The sequence below is a fragment of the Vulcanococcus limneticus LL genome, assembly GCF_943369875.1.
Taxonomy (GTDB): domain Bacteria; phylum Cyanobacteriota; class Cyanobacteriia; order PCC-6307; family Cyanobiaceae; genus Vulcanococcus; species Vulcanococcus limneticus_A.
The window spans coordinates 184,147-200,417 of sequence record NZ_CALROT020000003.1; the positions used below are offsets into that span (position 1 = coordinate 184,147).

Genomic DNA, 16,271 nt, shown 5'->3' on the forward strand with positions numbered 1-16,271 from the left:
GTTCGCAATGGAGCGGACCCTGCCCGTCCTTCGCCGCTGTCTCTACGCCCTCGGGCCCGTTCTGATCATCCTCAGCCACCTGGGCTGCCTGATCCTGCTGCGCACCGGCCTGCCCCTCGGTGCCGCCCTCTGGGCCCTGGGGCTCTACCTGGTGCGCATGCTGGCCACCACGGCCATCTACCACCGGCTGATCACCCACGGCAGCTACCAGGCACCGCGGCTGGTGTGGTGGCTGGGCTCCCTGGTGGGGGCCTCGGCCGGCCAGATGGGGCCGAGCTGGTGGAAGGCCCACCACCAGCAGCACCACCGCCACGTGGAGACCGCCCGGGATCCCCACACCCCCCTGGCACCAGTGGGCGGCTGGCGAGGCCTCTGGCGCTCCCAGGCCGGCTGGCTGCTGGCGCCCAGCTTCTACCCCGAAAGCCTGCCGGCCGATGTGGAGGCCGATCCGGTGCTGCGCGCCATCGACCGCCTGCACTTCCTGCCGGTTCTGGCCCTGGCGGCCCTCTCCTGGCAGCTGGGCGGCCTGGCCTGGCTCGGCGCCTTCTGCCTGAGCACCACGCTGCTGTTCCACGGGGTGGCGAGTGTCAACTCGGTGGCCCACCTGCTCGGGGATCAGCCGTTCGCCACGGGTGACGCCAGCCGCAACAACGGCTGGGTGGCCCTGATCACCCTGGGCGAGGGCTGGCACAACCTGCACCACGCCTTCCAGGGCTCGGTGCGCCAGGGCATCACCGTGGAGGGCGGAAGCCTGCGGCTGCTGCCGGACCCCACCTACCGCTTCATCCGGCTGCTGCAGGGGCTGGGCCTGGCCTCCAGGCTGCGGATTCCCTCCCAGCGGGCGCTGCTGGCCCGGGCTGCCTCGTAACGGGCATCCCACAGTGGGGGCTAGCCGCCCCCGCCTGGAGCGCCCGCCATGGACCCGATGATCGCGGCCCTGCTGCGGCCCGAGGCCTACGGCCATCCGGTGGAGGCCCTAGAGCTCCTGGAGACCCACGCCTCCTGGGTGATCCTCGCGGGCGCCTACGCCTACAAGCTCAAGAAGCCGGTGAACTTCGGCTTCCTCGACTTCTCCAGCCCCGAGCAGCGGCTGCACTGCTGCCGCGAGGAGCTGCGCCTCAACCGGCGGCTCTCGCCGGACCTCTACCTGGGCCTGGCGCCGGTGCATGGTCCCGCCGAGCGGGCCAGCTTCCAGGGCGATGGGCCCGTGATCGAGCACGCGGTGCGCATGCGCCAGTTCCCCCAGCGTGATCTCCTGCCCGCCGCCCTGGCCCGGGGGGCCGTGGGGACGGCCGCGTTCGACGCCTATGCCGAGGACCTGGCCCGCTTCCAGGCCAGCGCCGCCGTGGCCCGGCCAGGCAGCGGCTTCGGCACGCCGGAGGCGGTGCGGGCCCCCGTGGACGCCAACCTGCGGGCCCTGGCGGCCGTGCCCGAGGCCCAGCCGGCCCTGGCCCAGCTGGGGCCCTGGGTGGACGCGGAGTTTGAGCGGCTGCGGCCGCTGCTGGAGCAGCGCCTGCAGCAGGGCTGGATCCGCGAGGGCCACGGGGATCTGCACCTGGGCAACCTGCTGCTGCGCGAAGGCCGCATCGCCGCCTTCGACTGCCTGGAGTTCAGCCCCCAGCTGCGCTGGATCGACACCATCAGCGAACTGGCCTTCCTGGCCATGGACCTGGCGGAGCGGGGCCGGCCGGACCTGGCCCACCGGCTGCGGGATCGCCTGCTGGAGCTCACGGGCGATCGCCAGGGCCTGGCGCTGTGGCCCTGGTACACGGTGTACCGGGCCACGGTGCGGGCCAAGGTGGCGGGCCTGCGCGGAGCCCAGCCGGGGCTGGGATCGGCCGAGCGGATGGCCCAGCTGGCCGACCTGGCGGCCTACCTCCAGCTGGCCCTCGACAGCACGCGAGCGGGCCCGGTGGCGCTGGTGCTCACCCATGGCCCCTCGGGGTCGGGCAAGTCGTGGCTGAGCCAGGAGCTGGTGGAGCGGCTGGGGGCAATCCGGCTGCGCTCGGACGTGGAGCGCAAGCGGCCCTTCGGCCTGTGGGGGATTCCGGCGCACGCCGAGCGCCAGGGGGATCCCTACGCGCCGGCCGTGAGCGAGGAGCTGTTCGCCGAGCGGCTGCCGGCCCTGGCCCGCCAGCTGCTGACGGCGGGCTGCCTCACCGTGGTGGATGCCACCTTCGGCCTGCGCCGGGCCCGGCGGCCGATGGAGGCGCTGGCCCGGGAGCTGGGGGTGCCGCTGCTGATCCTGGAACTGCAGACGCCGCTTGAGCTGGCGCGCGCCCGCATCCAGGCGCGGCAGCGGCGGGGGCTCGATCCCTCCGATGCGGACCTGGCGGTGCTGGAGCAGCAGCTCCTGGAGTGGGAGCCTCTGGAGGGGGAGGAGCGGAGCTGGGCCCTGCGGGTGCCCACCACGGCGGCCGGCGACGGCGATGGGGCCGCCACCGCGGCCCTGCTGCTGGAAGCTCTGGCCGCCGTGGAGCCGCTCGCGCAGCCCCCGGCGCCTCTCGCGCCGCCCCCGGGGCCACCCCTAGATTCCTGAGGACGCCTACACAGTTCTCCATGTTCGACGCCTTCACCAAGGTCGTGGCCCAGGCCGATGCCCGCGGCGAGTTCCTCAACGCCGGCCAGCTCGACGCCCTGGCCGCCCTGGTGGCCGATGGCAACAAGCGGATGGACACGGTGAACCGCATCACCTCCAACGCCTCGAAGATCGTCACCGGCGCCGCCCGCGACCTGTTCGACCAGCAGCCCTCCCTGATCGCCCCCGGCGGCAACGCCTACACCCACCGCCGCATGGCCGCCTGCCTGCGCGACATGGAGATCGTGCTGCGCTACATCAGCTACGCGATCTTCGTGGGTGATGCCTCCGTGCTGGAGGACCGCTGCCTCAACGGCCTGCGCGAGACCTACCTGGCCCTGGGCGTGCCCGGCGCCTCCGTGGCCGAGGGCATCCGCAAGATGAAGGAGACCGCCCTGGCCATCGCCGGCGACCGCAACGGCATCACCCCCGGCGACTGCTCGGCCCTGATGAGCGAAGTGGGCACCTACTTCGACCGCGCCGCCGCCGCCGTCGCCTGATCGCTGGGCTGATCGCCCGGTTCCGTTCCTCCCCGTCCGCCGGCAGCCCTCACCAGGGCCTGCCGGCGGCTTTCTCTTGTGACTGCCATGGCAGCTCTGCTGGCCCTGATCACCGCCCTGCTGCTGGGGCTGACGCCCCTGGCGGCCCAGGCGGCGATGCCCCTGGCGGCCCTGCCGGCACCCGAGGGCGGCTCCTACCGCTGCGACGGTGAGCCGCTGGTGGCCCTCTACGACAACGGCGCGGTGGATGCCGGCGGCATCCCCAACACCAGCGCCGGCACCGTGCCGGGGGCCGTGGTGGTGCTGCAGTGGCGGGATCAGACCCTGGCGCTGCCGCGCACCAACAACGCCGGCCCGCCGAGCTACAGCGATGGGCGCTGGTGGTGGAGCCCGGCCGATCCGGAGCACCCGGAGTTCAGGCAGCGCCGCGGCGGCATCAGCCGCTACGCCTGCGACCGGGAGCCATGAGCCAGCCGGAGCGACCGCCGGATCTGCCCCCCTGGCGGCCGCTGCTGCGGGCCGCCCGCCAGCGGGAGGGGCGTGCGCCCCAGGCGCGTTGGCTGCAACTCGCCACGGTGGCCGGTGATGGCAGCCCCAGGGTGCGCACCCTGGTGTTCCGCGGCTGGGGGGGCCCGGCCCGCCTCGATCTGCTCACCGATGGGCGCAGCAGCAAGGCCGCGCAATTGCAGGCCGATCCCCGGGTGGAGCTGTGCTGGCTGCTGCCGAAGGCCCGCAGTCAGTTCCGGCTGCGGGGCCGGCGCCTGGAGCTGGAGGCGGAGCCCCTGGAAGCCGCCCGCCGGCAGCACTGGCAGCAGCTGCAGCCCAGCGGCCGGGCCCTGTGGGGCTGGCCGGCGCCGGGGCAACCCCTGGAGGCCGGCGCCGCCTTCCCAGCGGAACTGGACGACGACACGCCGCTGCCGGCCAGCTTCGAACTGCTGCGCTTCGAGCTGGAGCAGGTGGACCTGCTGGAGCTTGTGGGGCATCCCCACCGGCGCCGGCGCTGGCGGGCCTCCGAGGGGTGGGCCGAGCAGGCCCTCAATCCCTGAGGGCGAGGCGCAGCTCCTCGAGCCGGTGGGCATTCACCCCCAGATCGGAATCGCCGAGCCGGGAGACCGAGCGGGCCTGGATCTGACCCGCGGCGGCATCGGCATAGAGCTCCAGGTCGTCCACGAAGCCGAACAGGCGGCTGGTGGCGGTGGCATGGAGATAGGTGGGCGTGCGCTCCACGACGGAGGTGCCCTCCAGCGCCGCGGCGGCCTCCGCCAACCGGGCGAGGTCCGCGGCGGGATCGGCGCTGGACCAGGTGGCGCGGGCGCAGTGGGCCGGGCTCGGGCAGGCGGCGAGGGATCCCCCGCGGACGCCGAGGTCCTCGGGAACGGGCCCCTCCAGGTGCAGCAGGGACGCCCGGGCGGGGACCGGCGCGGCGACGAGCACCAGCCAGGCCAGGGCCAGCGACAACAGAAGGCGGCGCAACGGAATCATCGGAGTGCGGGAAGGCTGCACAGAACAAAGCCGCCCCTGCCGGCAACGGAAGGCCAGGCGGAGGCGGCGAGTGGTTTCAGGCGGGACCGCGGCCCCAGGGGGCGCGGACTCAGCCGAGGCCGATCTGGGACAGGATGCCCTGGCCGGTGAGCAGCTCGGTGCCAAGGCCGATCACAAAGCCGAGCATGGCCAGACGGCCATTCCAGGTCTCGGCGAAGGCCACGAAGCCGAAGCGGGAATCGGAGGAAGCCATGGGTGGCGAAAACTTGTGGACATCCGGATTGTAACGAGTCCTGAAGCAAGGTTGCGGAATCTTGCGATACCGCAGCGCCAGGCCCCGGCGGTGGATAGCTGGGAGACTGGCGCATCGCCCCGTCGTTCGCCGCCTCTGCCCATGTCCCGCGAGCAGCTCCACGGCTTCCTGGCCCGGGTGCAGGACGATCCCGCCCTGCGCCAGCAGGTGCAGGCGGCCGCCACCGCCGACGACGTGGCCCAGCTGGCCCTGGCCCTGGGCTTCGAATTCTCCGGGGACGAACTGCTGCGGGCCTCCGGCCAGCGGATCGGCCGCGTGACCGTGACCAAGAACGACATCCCCGGCGAATACAACTGAGCGGAGCCGCTGGCCGGCTGCGCCGGGCGCCCCTCAGCTCGCCGGAGCTCCCGGCTCCAGCTGCCGGCTCCAGTGGCACAGGGGCCCCTGGCCGCCGCCGATCGCCAGGGCGTGCACCAGGCTCCGCTCCACGTAGGACTTGGCGGCGCGCACCGCCTCCAGCAGGGGCAGGCCCCGGGCCCGCTCCGCCGTGATCGCCGCCCCCAGGGTGCAGCCGCTGCCGTGGCTGTGGGGGGTGTCGATCCAGGCGCCCCGCAACCAGTGCAGCGCGCTGCCGTCCCAGAGCAGATCGACGCCCTGGAACCCCGGCAGGCCGCCGCCCTTGAGCAGCACCGCCCGCGGCCCCAGGGCGGCCAGGGCCAGAACCGCCGCCTCCAGGCCGGCCGCGTCGGCCACCGGCAGGCCGGTGAGCAGACGGGCCTCATGGATGTTGGGGGTGAGCAGGTCGGCGCCGGGCAGCAGCAGCTCGGCGTAGGCCGCCACCGCCTCGGGCTCCAGCAGCACCGCTCCGGCCCGCGACACCATCACCGGATCGATCAGCCGCGGCACCGCGGCCGGCAGCTGGGCCAGGGCTTCGGCGGTGGCGACGATCAACGACCGGTTGAGCAGCATCCCCGTCTTGAGGGCCGCCACCGGCAGATCGCTCAGCACCGCCGCCACCTGGGCCGCCACGGCCTCCGGCGCCAGGGCATCGACCCGCTCCACGCCGCGGGTGTTCTGGGCCGTCACGCAGGTGATCGCCGAGCAGCCGTGCACCTGCAGGGCCGCAAAGGTCTTGAGGTCGGCCTGGATGCCGGCACCGCCCCCCGAATCACTGCCGCCGATGGTGAGGGCCACCGGCGGTGTGAGCGGCCGGGCCGGCTGGGGCTCCCGGGCCGGGGGGACGAGGGAAGACGGGGCCATGGCGGCAAGCGAAGGAGATCCGGCGTGAACAGACGAGGCTGGCCGGCTGGGCCCTGGACAGAGCCTGGCCCGCCTCAGATCCGCGGCAGCCCGCCCGGGGGCTGGGACCAGCCACCCGGCGGTCCGGCTGGGACCGGGGGCCGAGGCTGATTCCCCGGCTCCAGCGCCGCCAGGGCCGCCCCGAGGCCCAGTAGCACCAGCAGCCAGCCCAGGGGCCGGCGCGGACGCCAGGCACCTAGTCGCGGCAGGCTCAGGGAGCGGCGTCCACCCCGCGAGCGCGAGCCCCCCGGCGGCCGGGTGCCCAGGGGCAACCCGCAGCGGCCGCACACCATGCGCCCGCCCAGGCTGCGGTCGGCCTTCACCGACCAGCTGCCGCAGTTCGGACAGGCCATGGGGAACGACGCCCAAAGGGAGTGGCCATCCTGGCCCCCTCAGCCCGCCAGGAGGCGGCGGGCCTGGATGCGGAACAGGCGCTCGCGGCGGTCGGGATTCCAGGTGTAGAGGGCGATCTCGCTGAAGATGACGGGGGCGCTGGGCGGGGGCGCCACCGCCATCCAGCGGGCCATCGGCTCCCGCAGCCGCTGGCCATCGCGGCGGCGGGGCCGCAGCAGGGTCACGTGGGGCAGGGGCGCACGCCGCTCCGCCGGCCGGCCCGCCGCCGCCAGGGCCGGCGGACCCCAGACGGCGAGCAATCCCGCCAGCTCAGGCGCGCCCCGATCCAGGCCCAGGGCATAGGCGGAGGGGGCCGCGGCCGGCCCCATGGCCCGCCAGCCCCCGGCCGTCGCCTGGATCGCCCCCTGCCGCAGCGGTGCCACGGCCCCCCAGGCCGCCAGGGCCGCCGCCTCGCCGCAGGGCCCGAGGAAGGCCACGGTGAGATGCAGATCGAGCGGATCGAAGCGGCGCAGCTCCGGCGGCGCGCTGGCGGCCGCACGCTCCCAGCCGCAGCCCGCGGGCAGGGGCAGGGCCAGAAACCAGTTCGCCGCGGGCGGAGTGGCCGGGCCCTGGGCCTCGGGGCGGCAGGCGGGCATCGGCGCGGTGGCCGCAGCGGCCCTCCAGCATGGGCGCTCCGCCGCGCCAGCACCCGCCATGGCCCAGCCACCCTCCCCCCTGCGCCTGCTGAGCGAGGAGCAGCGCCGCAAGCTCGACGAGAGCGACGACGCCCTCTTCTACGCCCAGCCCCGCTTCGTGCAGCACCTGGACGGCGCCTTCCGCAGCCGCCTCACCCGGCTCTACCGCGAGAAGCTGCAGCCGGGCTCCGTGGTGCTGGATCTGATGAGCAGCTGGGTGAGCCACCTGCCGGACGACGTGGCCTACGCCGAAGTGATCGGCCATGGCCTCAACGCCGAGGAGCTGGCCGCCAATCCGCGCCTGGATCGCCACTGGGTCCAGAACCTCAACCGCGACCCCCAGCTGCCCCTGGCGGACCGCAGCGTGGATGCCGCCCTGATCGTGGCCGGCTGGCAGTATCTGCAGCAGCCGGAGGCCGTGGCGGCGGAGCTGCGCCGGGTGCTGCGTCCTGAGGGCCAGCTGATCGTGGCCTTCAGCAACCGCATGTTCTCCAGCAAGGCCCCGCGCATCTGGCTGGAGGGTTCCGACCGCGACCATCTGGCCTACGTGGCGCGGGTGCTGCTGGGCCAGGGCTGGCGCGTGGAGCCCCTGATCGCCGAGGGCACCCGGGCCGAGGGGCCCCTGGGCTGGATCGGCGGCCAGGGGGATCCCTTCTTCGCCGTGATCGCCAGGCCCTGATCCCCAGGCGCTGAACGCCAGACCCCAGCGCCCCTCGCGTAGGCCCCAGCGCCCCTCCCTTAAGAATGTTCAAGCGGACACGAAACGGCGCGGATCCGGCGCAGGCTGGACGTCGATGCGGGGGCTGAGATGCGACTGGGGACTCCAGGGCTGGCGGCGCTGCTGTCGGGATCGCCGGGCGGCCGCCGCCGGCGCGTCTACCGGCTGATCAACGCCTGGTGCGAGCCCCATGGGCACCTCGATGCGCTCTACAGCTCCCTGGAGGAGGCCATCGCCGATGCCATCGCCTGGTGCCAGGAGCATGGGATCGACCCCCTGCTGCGGGAGATCGGGGTGGAGGTCTGCACCGCCAGCGGCGACTGGCGCACCGTGCGCCTGCCGCACCAGCTGCTCTGCCCGCTGCTCTGCCCGGTTGAGGGCTGACGTCTAGCGGCGGCCCCGTCCAGCGCGGTCAGAGCCGCGTCAGGGCCTGGCCAGCCGCCAGAGGGCCAGACCACCACCCCGCCCCCGGGCCGCCAACCAGGCGGGATCAGCACCCGGATCCGGGGCCAGGCCGGGCGACGCTTCGGAGCGGGAGGCTCCGATCAGGGCAAAGAACGGCAGCCGGCGGGGCGCCATCGGCGCCAGCGGTCGCGCCAGCAGCAGGGCCGAGCCGAGCCGCAGCTCCAGCCGCTCAAACCAGAACTCCAGCAGCGGCCGGGCCCCCCGCAGGCGCCCGGCCCCCGTGAAGCGCAGCTCCAGCGCGCCGAGGCGCACGCTGTTCTCGATCCGCAGCGGGGCCGCCTCGCCTCCGGCTGCGGGCGCGGGCGCGATCGCCAGCTGCGCCCCCAGGCCGCGCAGCAGCACCCCACTGAACCGCTGGGGTTCAGAGCGGCCCTTCGGCCACACCTGCTCCAGGCGCCACGTGCCCTGCAGCTGTTCGATCGTGAGCCCGCTGCCCAGGCGCCGGGCGCACTGCTCGAGCGCCAGCAGCGCCGGCCCATCCGGCACAGCCGTGGCGGCCGGCGCTGCTGGCGCTGGAATCGGGCGATCGGACTCGGGTGGGAACGGGGACAAGGGCATCGGCCCGATGGCCGCAGGGGTCGTCCCAGCATGGTGGCGGCGGCCGTCACCGGAGCTGGGCCAGCTCGGCTGGCAGCAGCAGCTCCGCCAGGGACAGGTCGGGACGGCGGAGCAGGGCGAACACGGTGCCGGCATTGCCGCGGCAGATCCGCAGCTCGGCATCGAGCACGGTGATGTCCAGCCAGGCCGGAAAGGACTGCTGCACCGAGCGCAGCAGCTGCAGCCGACCCGGCCCCAGGGCTGGGCCCAGCCAGCCGCCGCGCCGGAAGCGCACCTCAACCCGCTGCCGCGGCGCTGGCCCGGCGGCCTCCACCGCGATGGAGGCCTCCACGGCAATGGCGGCCAGGGGCCCCAGGGGCCCGGGCAGGCGCAGCAGGTTCATGCCCCGCCCCTGCGACGGCGCCAGCAGCTGCAGGTTCTCCAGCCAGGGCCCCACCGCCAGGTAGGGCTGGCGGCCACTGCTCCAGCGCAGCTCCCAGACCCCCTCCAGCTGCTCCAGGGCCCCCGCTGCCGCGAGATCGGCCGGCAGGGACCGCTCCAGGGCGTCGATCAGGGCCCTGAGCCGGGGCTCCTGCCGCTTGGCGGCACCGCGCGGCTCCAGGCGGAGCAGCTCGAGCAGCGCCTGGCGTTGCCGGGCAGGGTCCTCGGGGATCAGAATCGCTGGATCAGCCGGAACCATGGCGAGGGCGAACGGGATCCAGACCAGGATGGCCGGGGTCGCTGAACGCCTGCGCAGGGCGATGGGGAGGGTCGCCGCTCAGAAGCGCGAGCCCGGGGTCTGCAGGAAGGCCAGTTCCTCGGCGGTGCTGCAGCGGCCCAGGGCGGCATTGCGGTGGGGGAAGCGGCCGAAGCGGGCGATCACATCGCGGTGACGCCTGGCGAACGCGAGGGTGCGCGGATCGGTGAACTGCTCGAACAGCGGCAGGGCAGCGTCCTGAATCGCCAGATCCTCCGCGTGCATCCGCGGCATCAGCCAGAACTGGCGGTGCGCCGGATCGGGCTCCGCCGCCAGCCAGCCCCGCTGCGCCGCCCGCAGACTCAGGCCCAGGGCCTGGCCATCGCCGGCAAAGGCCAGGGGCGTGTCGCGCCAGATCTGGCGCGGGAACTGATCCAGCAGCAGCACCAGCGCCAGGGCGCGCGGCGCGTCCGCCCCCCAGGCCGACAGCTCGGCGGCGATCGCCGCGCGGGTCAGCGCGCCGAAGCGCTGGCGCACCCGCTGGTCGAAGCCGGGATCCTTGGCAAACCACTGGCGCGGTCTGGTCTCCTCGAACCAGAAGTGCAGCACCGCCCCTGGCTCCGCCTCCGCAGCGCTGGTCACGGCCACCTCCCGGCAGAGCCCCCAGCCTGGCGGACGCCTGGGCTCAGGCTCCTGGTGTGACCCGGCGCCGGCGTTCGGCGCAGTAGGCCCGCCACTTGCGATCCAGGATCAGCCCCGCGCTCACCAGGGTGATCGCGTTGGCGACGATCAGCGGGCCATCGCCGGTGAGCAGGCCGTAGAGCCCCCAGAGGGCAATGCCGCCGGTGAACAGGGCATACATGCGCAGCGAGATGCCGCTGGTGTCGCCGGTGCGCAGGGTCTTCACCACCTGGGGGATGAAGCTCACGGTGGTGAGGCTGGCGGCCAGGTAGCCGAGGACGGCGATGGCAGGCGAGGGGGCGCTCATGGCGAGAGGGCTGGCCTGCTCCTCAACGCAGGTACCAGCGCAGCAGCGCCAGCAGCTGGCCGGCCGGCCCATGGCCAGTGATCCACTCGCCGATCAGGGCGGCGGCGAAACCGAGCATGGCGACGCGGCCATTGAGCCGCTCCACAGCGGCCAGCGCGGCCGTGTTCCAGGGCCGGCGGGTGGTGAGGCCCTCACCAAACCGCTCCAGCGGCTCGTACTGAAACGACTCGTCGGGCACGGGGAGGAGGCAGGGGCCCTGAGCCTATGGGGCCTGCAGCACGGGCCGGGTGCGGGAGTCCCGAACCCCCACCGGCGGGGCGGGGGTCAGGGGGATGGTCCGGCCTGCGGTGACGGGCAGGCCGCCTTGAGCTCGGGCAGCAGCGCATCGGCCGCGCGGGCCAGGCGTGCCCCCTCGGCGGAATAGAAGAGAAACTGCTGGCGGTTCGTGTACAGCACCGCATGGGTGCGCCCCAGCAGGCCTTCCGCCTGGTGCCGGCAGCGGATGTAGGCCCCGAAATCAAGGGGAGCGGCCTGGCTGCTGGGATCGCCGCTGGCCGTGCCGCTCGGGTTGGCCTGCTCCGCCAGGGCCTCCTCGCGCGGGCAGAGGCGGCGGCGGATCGTCTGCACCAGGGCGATCTCGGCCCGCATCGCCTGGGTGGCGAGCTGATCGCGCTGCTCCCGCAGGGCCGGGCAGGCGGGAGCGCCCCCCAGGCCCTGGGCGACCAGCAGCAACGGCAGCAGGCCGAGGGTCCGCTGTCGCGGCCACGCCAGGCACGCCACGGCGTGGTGCCGCCGGACCCCAGGGCGATCGACCATCCCGAACCCAGCGGCCATCGCCCCCAGCCTGGCTCCAGCCCATGTAAAAGTCAGACTGGCGCCAGCCCAGGGGCTGGTGCCTCTAGCGCCGATGAAGCTGCTGGTGGTGGAGGACGACACGACCCTGCAGGCGGCGCTGCTGCGCCTGCTGGGCCAGTGGGGCTATGCCACCGAGGCGGCGGCGAGCGGCTGGGAGGCCCTGGCCTGGCTGGATCGGGAGGTCTTCGATCTGGTGCTGCTCGATCTCGGCCTGCCCGACACCGATGGCCAGGCGGTCTGCCGCCAGCTGCGCCAGGGCTGCCACCATCAGCCCCTGGTGCTGATGCTCACGGCCCGCGACGGCCGTGGCGATGCGTTGCAGGGCTTCGCGGGTGGGGCCGATGACTATGTGGTCAAACCCTTCGATCCCGACCTGCTGCGGGCCCGCCTCGGCGCCCTGCTGCGCCGCGCCGCCCGGCCGCTGCAGCACCAACTGAGCTGGGGGCCGCTGCTGCTGCAGCCGGGGCAGACCACCCTGCAGGTGGCGGGCCAACCGCTGGAGCTCACCCGCAAGGAGGCGCTGCTGCTGGAAGTCCTGCTGCGGGCCCAGGGAGCCTGCTGCCACAAGGCCCAGCTGCTGCATGGCAGCGGCGATGGCCGCCGCGCGGTGGGGGAGGACAGCCTGCGGGCCCACATCCGCAGCCTCCGCTGCAAACTCACGGCAGCCGGCTGTGCCCCCGGGCTGATTGAAACGGTCTATGGCCTCGGCTACCGGCTCGCCATCGCCCCTGCCACCTGATCCGCTGCGGCTCAAGCAGCGGCTGCTGCTCCAGGGCGGCGGCTTCGCGCTGCTGCTGCTGACCGCCTTCTCCGGGTCGCTCTACTGGGGGATCGTCCAGCAGCGGGAGCAGGACCAGCGCGCCGAGCTCAGGCAGATCGCCGCGGGGGCCGCCGCCCAGCTGCCCCTGGTGCTGCACGAGGCCAGGGAGGTGGAGAGTCCGCTCAAGTTTCGCGGTGCGCCCGCCAGCGTGGCCATCGCGGGGCTGGAGCAGCAGCGACTGCAGTGGTTCGACCGGGCGGGGCGCCTCCAGGGCGAGCAGGGACAGCTGGCCCTGCCGCCCCTGCGCCGGCAGGGCCAGGCGTGGCGCTCCCAGGCCCAGTGGCAGCGCTGGCCCGGTGGGCTGAGCCTGTGGCAACCGGTGCTGAGCCGGGATCCCAGCGGCCGGTCCACCGGCGCGTCCCTGAGCGGCTACGTGCGGGTGGCCCACTCGGACCAGGCCAGCCGGCGCGATCTGCAACGGTTGCAGAAGGGCGTCCTGCTGGGCTGGGTGGTGACCGTGCTGGCGGCGCTGCTGGTGGGCCGCCGCATGCTGCGCTCCGCCTTTGCCCCCCTACAGCACCAGCTGGAGGCCCTGCAGCGGTTCACGGCCGATGCCTCCCACGAGCTGCGCCATCCCCTCACCGCCATGCGCACCCTGCTCGCTGCCGTGCCGGAACCCGAGCGCCACCGCCCCCCCTTCCCCTGGCAGGAGCTCGACCGGCTCAGCCGCGCCATGGGCGAACAGCTCGATGACCTGCTGCTGCTCGCCCGCCAGGAGCAGGGCGAAGCACCCCGGTCGTTCGATCTCCTGGAGCTGCTGGAGGACCTGCTCGACCGCTATGGGCCCCAGGCAGCGCAGCGCGGCATCCGGCTGGACCTCCGTCCGGATCCCGCCGGCTGCCACCTGCCGATCAGCGCCCACCCCGAGCAGCTGCAGCGGCTGTTCACCAACCTGCTGCTCAACGCCATCCGCCACAGCCCCGAGGGCGGCACCGTGTCCGTGGAGGTGAGCCCATCGCCCCAGCGCCTGCAGATCGCCGTGGTGGATGCGGGGCCCGGGATCGCGGCCGGAGAGCGGGAGCGGGTGTTCGAGCGCTACTGGCGGGGCAGCGACCAGGGTGGGCACAGCGGGCTAGGGCTGGCGATCGCCCGCTCCATCGCCCGGCGCCACGGCGGCGAGCTGCGGCTGGGAGAGAGTCAACCGGGTCGGTGTGTGCTGCTCGTGGAGCTGCCCACCGCCCGCTCCAATCTCATGACTTTTTCATGAGCTCCGGCGCACACTCCCTCCATGCCCACTCCCCTGACCGCCGATCCGGGCCTGGCGGCCTTCGGCTCAAGCCTCACGGCGATCACCCTGGCCGAGCTGGGTGACAAGACCTTCTTCATGGCCCTGATCCTGGCGGCGCGCCACCGGGGTCGGGACGTGTTCATCGGCGCCTTCGCGGCCCTGGCGGCGGTCACGCTGATCTCCCTGGGGCTGGGCTACGGCCTGCGTGAACTGCTGCCGGCCACGGTGGTGCCCTGGCTGGCGGCCGCCCTGTTTCTGGGCTTTGGCCTCAAGCTGATCGTCGATGCCCAGGGCATGGCCGACGGCGAAGCCCAGGAGGAGGAGAAGGAGGCGGAGGAGGCCATCAACCAGGCCGAGAGCCACGGCCCGATCAACGCCACCACCGCCGTGATCTGGGAGGCGTTCGTGCTGGTGTTCATCGCCGAGCTGGGCGATCGCACCCAGTTCACCACCATCTTCCTGGCCACGGCCCCCGCGTTCAGCTTCGCCGGGCTGCTGGCCGGCTCCCTCGCCGGCCATGCCTTCGTCACCGCCCTCGCCGTGGGCGCGGGCCAGTGGATCGGCACGCGCCTCAGCGAGCAGCTGCTCTACCGCCTCAGCGGCGGCCTGTTCATCGCCTTTGGCCTGGTCGCCCTGCACCAGGCCATGGGCTGAGACGGATCGCCATGGCTCGTCCCTACCAGCCCTCCCTGCTGCGGATCCTGCACGGCGCCGTGGCGGTGCTGGTGCCGGCGGCCTGGATCAGCGGCCTGGTCGTCTACTCCCTGCACGATGGCCGCTGGGGCCGCCTGCCCTGGCACCCTGGCGGCGACTGGATCGACATCCATGGCAGCTTCGGCGTGCTGCTCTGGCCCCTGGCCATCGCCTTCGGCCTCTATGCCCTGACGCTGGGCCGGGCCCGCCTGCGCCAACCGGAGAACGGCGCCGCCCTGCTGGGCCTGGCCCTGGCCGTGGGCAGCGGCAAGCTGATGAGCGAAGACTGGCTGCGGCAGGGCGAGCTCCAGGAGGCGACGTACGGCCTCCACCTGCTGGCCTGGCTGCTGATCGGCGCCGCGGTGCTCTGGCACGTCTCCGGCGTTCTCCGCCGGGGCGGCCTGCCGCTGGCCCGCTCGATGGCGAGCCTCCAGGCACGGGCCAACGATCGGCCCGGCCACTGGCCCGGGCAGATCGCCCGCTTCTTCAGGCGACCGGGCTGAGCGGACCCGCCGCCAGCCCCAGCTCCTCCAGCAGGGCCCGCTGGGCCGCCGCCGGCACGAAGCTGTGGGCGGCGGCGGCGCCGCTCACCGCCACCGGCGGCACGCCGATGCCCGGGAAGGTGCAGGCGCCGCACAGCACCAGGCCCTCGATCGGCGTGGTGCCGGCGGGGAACGGTCCCTGGTCGGCCCCGAGGGCCGGGCCGTAGCTGCCCCGCTGCACCCGCAGATAGCGCTGGTGGGTCCGGGGGGTGCCGTGGAGTTCGAGCACCACCCGATCGGCCAGATCCGGCACCAGCTGCTCCATCACCTGGCGGAAGATCCCGCAGCGCTCGGCCTTCAGGGCCGCGTAGGCCGCCGTGCCGGGCTCCAGGTCCCGCCACAGCTCCCAGGGCTCATTGGCGGGGGTGTAACCGTGCAGCACCTGGTGGCCCGCCGGCGCCAGGGAGGGATCGAGCCGCGACGGCATCGACAACACCACCATGTTGCGTTCGGCCGTGATGCCGCGCTGCCAGTCCCCCACCCACACGTGGTGGATCGGCAGGTGGTCGAGCCCCTCGCCGCGCAGGCCCACATGCCAGTGCAGGAAGCTGGCGCAGGCGGGGGTCTCGGCCCGCTGCTGGCGCCAGCGCGGGGGCAGGGCCTGGGCATCCAGCAGCTCCAGGGTGTCCCAGGGGCTGGCGTTGCTCACCACGCCGCGGCGCGCCCGCAGCAGGCGGCCATCCTCCAGGCGCACACCGCTGGCCCGGCCGCCCTCCACCAGGATCTCGGCCACGGCGCTGCGGCAGTGCAGCTGGCCGCCGTGGCGCTCCAGGCCCCGCACCAGGGCCGCCACCACGGCGGGGGAGCCGCCCAGGGGGTAGTCGAGGCAGGCCTCGGGCTCGAACCACTCCCCGAACAGGGTGGCCATGGCCGCGGCGCTGGTCTGATCCAGGGGCAGCCCCGAGATCAGGAAGCTCAGCATCTCCACCCAGTGGAGCAGGAAGGGATCGCGCAGGTGGCGCCGGGCCAGGGGCCCGAAGGCGCCGCCGAGGGCTGCGAGGCGGGGAGCATGGCGCAGCAGGGCGCCGGTGCCCCGCACCCCCAGCACCCCCGCCATGCCCAGGCCGGGCCGCAGGGCCAGCAGCGGCAGGGCGGCGGTGGCGCGGCAGTAGGGCTCCAGGGCCACCAGGAAGGCATCCCACTCCTGGGCCACCGCCGGCCCGCGCAGCTGGCGCACCAGCTCCCGGAAGGGTTCGGCGCCCACGCCCACGGTGAGCCGTCCCTCCGGCAACAGCAACCCCCAGTCGCTGTAGGGAACCACCGGCACGCTCTCACCCACGGCCCGCAGCACCTGGGCCAGGGGGTTGGTGCTGGGCCAGCGGCCCAGGCCGCTCCACAGCGAGGGGCCCGACTCGAACTGAAAGCCGCGGCGCTCGAAGCCGTGGGCCGCGCCGCCGGGCCGGTCGTGGGCCTCCAGCACCAGCACATCGAGGCCATGGCGGGCGGCCAGGGCGCCGCAGCAGAGGCCGCCGAGGCCACTGCCGATCACCACCAGGTCGCAGTCGCAGGGGGCGGAACTCAACGGAGTCGGGGCAGGTCGCAACCCCGATGATGCAGGACAGGAGCGGCTCCCATTGCCCGCCACTGC

24 protein-coding genes are annotated in these 16,271 nt (G+C 74.0%); 12 read left to right on the forward strand and 12 right to left on the reverse strand.

Annotated features, from left to right (window positions below; all coding sequences use genetic code 11):
• Nucleotides 1–7: 7 nt before the first annotated feature.
• The 5 genes from ACLV7J_RS05285 to ACLV7J_RS05305 all read left to right on the forward strand — a co-directional run bounded on the left by ACLV7J_RS05285 (nucleotide 8) and on the right by ACLV7J_RS05305 (nucleotide 4,124).
• Nucleotides 8–868 carry an acyl-CoA desaturase gene (locus ACLV7J_RS05285; protein ID WP_411868074.1) on the forward strand — a complete coding sequence of 287 codons (861 nt, stop codon included), beginning with the start codon at nucleotides 8–10 and terminating at the stop codon, nucleotides 866–868.
• A 48-nt stretch (nucleotides 869–916) separates the two neighbouring features.
• Nucleotides 917–2,539, forward strand: a complete 1,623-nt coding sequence (locus ACLV7J_RS05290) for an AAA family ATPase (protein WP_411868075.1) — start codon at nucleotides 917–919, stop codon at nucleotides 2,537–2,539.
• 20 nt (nucleotides 2,540–2,559) lie between these two features.
• Nucleotides 2,560–3,078 (forward strand): phycocyanin subunit beta, encoded by a 519-nt coding sequence (locus ACLV7J_RS05295; protein WP_411868076.1) that lies wholly within the window; start codon nucleotides 2,560–2,562, stop codon nucleotides 3,076–3,078.
• Nucleotides 3,079–3,165: 87 nt separating this feature from the next.
• Nucleotides 3,166–3,546, forward strand: a complete 381-nt coding sequence (locus ACLV7J_RS05300; protein WP_411868077.1) for a hypothetical protein — start codon at nucleotides 3,166–3,168, stop codon at nucleotides 3,544–3,546.
• A complete protein-coding gene (locus tag ACLV7J_RS05305; RefSeq protein WP_411868078.1) occupies nucleotides 3,543–4,124 on the forward strand; it encodes a pyridoxamine 5'-phosphate oxidase family protein in 582 nt (193 codons plus the stop codon). The genes ACLV7J_RS05300 and ACLV7J_RS05305 overlap by 4 nt, the downstream gene beginning before the upstream one ends.
• On the opposite strand, the gene ACLV7J_RS05310 is transcribed toward ACLV7J_RS05305, so the two are convergent.
• Both ACLV7J_RS05310 and ACLV7J_RS05315 read right to left on the reverse strand, forming a co-directional pair.
• Nucleotides 4,114–4,560, reverse strand: a complete 447-nt coding sequence (locus tag ACLV7J_RS05310) for a DUF1499 domain-containing protein (protein ID WP_411868079.1) — start codon at nucleotides 4,558–4,560, stop codon at nucleotides 4,114–4,116. The two genes, ACLV7J_RS05305 and ACLV7J_RS05310, sit on opposite strands and share 11 nt — an antisense overlap.
• A gap of 109 nt (nucleotides 4,561–4,669) precedes the next feature.
• A complete protein-coding gene (locus ACLV7J_RS05315) occupies nucleotides 4,670–4,813 on the reverse strand; it encodes a chlorophyll a/b-binding protein (RefSeq protein WP_411868080.1) in 144 nt (47 codons plus the stop codon).
• A 141-nt stretch (nucleotides 4,814–4,954) separates the two neighbouring features.
• Here ACLV7J_RS05315 and ACLV7J_RS05320 point away from each other — a divergent pair, with 141 nt between their 5' ends.
• Complete coding sequence (locus ACLV7J_RS05320) at nucleotides 4,955–5,170, forward strand: Nif11-like leader peptide family natural product precursor (protein ID WP_255126122.1); 216 nt, start codon at nucleotides 4,955–4,957, stop codon at nucleotides 5,168–5,170.
• A gap of 33 nt (nucleotides 5,171–5,203) precedes the next feature.
• Here ACLV7J_RS05320 and thiD read toward each other — a convergent pair whose 3' ends face one another.
• The 3 genes from thiD to ACLV7J_RS05335 form a co-directional block, all read right to left on the reverse strand.
• A complete protein-coding gene (gene thiD, locus ACLV7J_RS05325) occupies nucleotides 5,204–6,073 on the reverse strand; it encodes a bifunctional hydroxymethylpyrimidine kinase/phosphomethylpyrimidine kinase (RefSeq protein WP_411868081.1) in 870 nt (289 codons plus the stop codon).
• Between the two features lie 74 nt (nucleotides 6,074–6,147).
• Nucleotides 6,148–6,465: a hypothetical protein gene (locus ACLV7J_RS05330; protein WP_411868082.1), complete on the reverse strand. Its 318-nt coding sequence runs from the start codon at nucleotides 6,463–6,465 to the stop codon at nucleotides 6,148–6,150.
• 39 nt (nucleotides 6,466–6,504) lie between these two features.
• Nucleotides 6,505–7,101, reverse strand: coding sequence for a 2'-5' RNA ligase family protein (locus tag ACLV7J_RS05335; protein WP_411868083.1), 597 nt, complete (start codon nucleotides 7,099–7,101; stop codon nucleotides 6,505–6,507).
• A 58-nt stretch (nucleotides 7,102–7,159) separates the two neighbouring features.
• Here ACLV7J_RS05335 and ACLV7J_RS05340 point away from each other — a divergent pair, with 58 nt between their 5' ends.
• Together ACLV7J_RS05340 and ACLV7J_RS05345 are read left to right on the forward strand one after the other, a co-directional pair.
• Complete coding sequence (locus ACLV7J_RS05340; protein ID WP_411868084.1) at nucleotides 7,160–7,819, forward strand: class I SAM-dependent methyltransferase; 660 nt, start codon at nucleotides 7,160–7,162, stop codon at nucleotides 7,817–7,819.
• A gap of 129 nt (nucleotides 7,820–7,948) precedes the next feature.
• Entirely contained in the window at nucleotides 7,949–8,242 is a 294-nt protein-coding gene (locus ACLV7J_RS05345) for a hypothetical protein (protein WP_411868085.1), read from the forward strand.
• Between the two features lie 39 nt (nucleotides 8,243–8,281).
• On the opposite strand, the gene ACLV7J_RS05350 is transcribed toward ACLV7J_RS05345, so the two are convergent.
• The 6 genes from ACLV7J_RS05350 to ACLV7J_RS05375 all read right to left on the reverse strand — a co-directional run bounded on the left by ACLV7J_RS05350 (nucleotide 8,282) and on the right by ACLV7J_RS05375 (nucleotide 11,325).
• Nucleotides 8,282–8,875 carry a hypothetical protein gene (locus ACLV7J_RS05350; protein WP_411868086.1) on the reverse strand — a complete coding sequence of 198 codons (594 nt, stop codon included), beginning with the start codon at nucleotides 8,873–8,875 and terminating at the stop codon, nucleotides 8,282–8,284.
• 52 nt (nucleotides 8,876–8,927) lie between these two features.
• Nucleotides 8,928–9,560 carry a PAP/fibrillin family protein gene (locus tag ACLV7J_RS05355; protein ID WP_411868087.1) on the reverse strand — a complete coding sequence of 211 codons (633 nt, stop codon included), beginning with the start codon at nucleotides 9,558–9,560 and terminating at the stop codon, nucleotides 8,928–8,930.
• A 78-nt stretch (nucleotides 9,561–9,638) separates the two neighbouring features.
• A complete protein-coding gene (locus ACLV7J_RS05360; protein ID WP_411868088.1) occupies nucleotides 9,639–10,199 on the reverse strand; it encodes a DUF924 family protein in 561 nt (186 codons plus the stop codon).
• 43 nt (nucleotides 10,200–10,242) lie between these two features.
• Complete coding sequence (locus ACLV7J_RS05365) at nucleotides 10,243–10,545, reverse strand: SemiSWEET family sugar transporter (RefSeq protein ID WP_411868089.1); 303 nt, start codon at nucleotides 10,543–10,545, stop codon at nucleotides 10,243–10,245.
• 22 nt (nucleotides 10,546–10,567) lie between these two features.
• Complete coding sequence (locus ACLV7J_RS05370; RefSeq protein ID WP_411868090.1) at nucleotides 10,568–10,783, reverse strand: chlorophyll a/b-binding protein; 216 nt, start codon at nucleotides 10,781–10,783, stop codon at nucleotides 10,568–10,570.
• 86 nt (nucleotides 10,784–10,869) lie between these two features.
• Nucleotides 10,870–11,325 carry a hypothetical protein gene (locus ACLV7J_RS05375; protein ID WP_411868091.1) on the reverse strand — a complete coding sequence of 152 codons (456 nt, stop codon included), beginning with the start codon at nucleotides 11,323–11,325 and terminating at the stop codon, nucleotides 10,870–10,872.
• A gap of 127 nt (nucleotides 11,326–11,452) precedes the next feature.
• On the opposite strand from ACLV7J_RS05375, the gene ACLV7J_RS05380 reads away from it, so the two are divergent.
• From ACLV7J_RS05380 to ACLV7J_RS05395, 4 genes are read left to right on the forward strand one after another with little or no spacing between them, the layout of a single operon-like run.
• Nucleotides 11,453–12,139 (forward strand): response regulator transcription factor, encoded by a 687-nt coding sequence (locus ACLV7J_RS05380; protein WP_411868092.1) that lies wholly within the window; start codon nucleotides 11,453–11,455, stop codon nucleotides 12,137–12,139.
• On the forward strand, nucleotides 12,099–13,427 hold the full coding sequence (locus ACLV7J_RS05385) for a sensor histidine kinase (protein WP_411868093.1): 1,329 nt from the start codon (nucleotides 12,099–12,101) through the stop codon (nucleotides 13,425–13,427). Before ACLV7J_RS05380 ends, ACLV7J_RS05385 begins: the two co-directional genes overlap by 41 nt.
• A gap of 21 nt (nucleotides 13,428–13,448) precedes the next feature.
• Nucleotides 13,449–14,102: a TMEM165/GDT1 family protein gene (locus ACLV7J_RS05390; protein WP_411868094.1), complete on the forward strand. Its 654-nt coding sequence runs from the start codon at nucleotides 13,449–13,451 to the stop codon at nucleotides 14,100–14,102.
• A gap of 11 nt (nucleotides 14,103–14,113) precedes the next feature.
• Entirely contained in the window at nucleotides 14,114–14,644 is a 531-nt protein-coding gene (locus ACLV7J_RS05395; RefSeq protein ID WP_411868095.1) for a cytochrome b/b6 domain-containing protein, read from the forward strand.
• Here ACLV7J_RS05395 and ACLV7J_RS05400 read toward each other — a convergent pair.
• Nucleotides 14,628–16,205: a phytoene desaturase family protein gene (locus tag ACLV7J_RS05400; protein WP_411868096.1), complete on the reverse strand. Its 1,578-nt coding sequence runs from the start codon at nucleotides 16,203–16,205 to the stop codon at nucleotides 14,628–14,630. The two genes, ACLV7J_RS05395 and ACLV7J_RS05400, sit on opposite strands and share 17 nt — an antisense overlap.
• Nucleotides 16,206–16,271 lie beyond the last annotated feature (66 nt).

Coding starts and splice junctions, on each gene's coding strand:
- ACLV7J_RS05285 (WP_411868074.1), top strand. CDS start 8: ATGGAGCGGACCCTGCCCGTCCTTCGCCGCTGTCTCTACGCCCTCGGG.
- ACLV7J_RS05290 (WP_411868075.1), top strand. CDS start 917: ATGGACCCGATGATCGCGGCCCTGCTGCGGCCCGAGGCCTACGGCCAT.
- ACLV7J_RS05295 (WP_411868076.1), top strand. CDS start 2,560: ATGTTCGACGCCTTCACCAAGGTCGTGGCCCAGGCCGATGCCCGCGGC.
- ACLV7J_RS05300 (WP_411868077.1), top strand. CDS start 3,166: ATGGCAGCTCTGCTGGCCCTGATCACCGCCCTGCTGCTGGGGCTGACG.
- ACLV7J_RS05305 (WP_411868078.1), top strand. CDS start 3,543: ATGAGCCAGCCGGAGCGACCGCCGGATCTGCCCCCCTGGCGGCCGCTG.
- ACLV7J_RS05310 (WP_411868079.1), bottom strand. CDS start 4,560: ATGATTCCGTTGCGCCGCCTTCTGTTGTCGCTGGCCCTGGCCTGGCTG.
- ACLV7J_RS05315 (WP_411868080.1), bottom strand. CDS start 4,813: ATGGCTTCCTCCGATTCCCGCTTCGGCTTCGTGGCCTTCGCCGAGACC.
- ACLV7J_RS05320 (WP_255126122.1), top strand. CDS start 4,955: ATGTCCCGCGAGCAGCTCCACGGCTTCCTGGCCCGGGTGCAGGACGAT.
- thiD (WP_411868081.1), bottom strand. CDS start 6,073: ATGGCCCCGTCTTCCCTCGTCCCCCCGGCCCGGGAGCCCCAGCCGGCC.
- ACLV7J_RS05330 (WP_411868082.1), bottom strand. CDS start 6,465: ATGGCCTGTCCGAACTGCGGCAGCTGGTCGGTGAAGGCCGACCGCAGC.
- ACLV7J_RS05335 (WP_411868083.1), bottom strand. CDS start 7,101: ATGCCCGCCTGCCGCCCCGAGGCCCAGGGCCCGGCCACTCCGCCCGCG.
- ACLV7J_RS05340 (WP_411868084.1), top strand. CDS start 7,160: ATGGCCCAGCCACCCTCCCCCCTGCGCCTGCTGAGCGAGGAGCAGCGC.
- ACLV7J_RS05345 (WP_411868085.1), top strand. CDS start 7,949: ATGCGACTGGGGACTCCAGGGCTGGCGGCGCTGCTGTCGGGATCGCCG.
- ACLV7J_RS05355 (WP_411868087.1), bottom strand. CDS start 9,560: ATGGTTCCGGCTGATCCAGCGATTCTGATCCCCGAGGACCCTGCCCGG.
- ACLV7J_RS05365 (WP_411868089.1), bottom strand. CDS start 10,545: ATGAGCGCCCCCTCGCCTGCCATCGCCGTCCTCGGCTACCTGGCCGCC.
- ACLV7J_RS05380 (WP_411868092.1), top strand. CDS start 11,453: ATGAAGCTGCTGGTGGTGGAGGACGACACGACCCTGCAGGCGGCGCTG.
- ACLV7J_RS05385 (WP_411868093.1), top strand. CDS start 12,099: ATGGCCTCGGCTACCGGCTCGCCATCGCCCCTGCCACCTGATCCGCTG.
- ACLV7J_RS05390 (WP_411868094.1), top strand. CDS start 13,449: ATGCCCACTCCCCTGACCGCCGATCCGGGCCTGGCGGCCTTCGGCTCA.
- ACLV7J_RS05395 (WP_411868095.1), top strand. CDS start 14,114: ATGGCTCGTCCCTACCAGCCCTCCCTGCTGCGGATCCTGCACGGCGCC.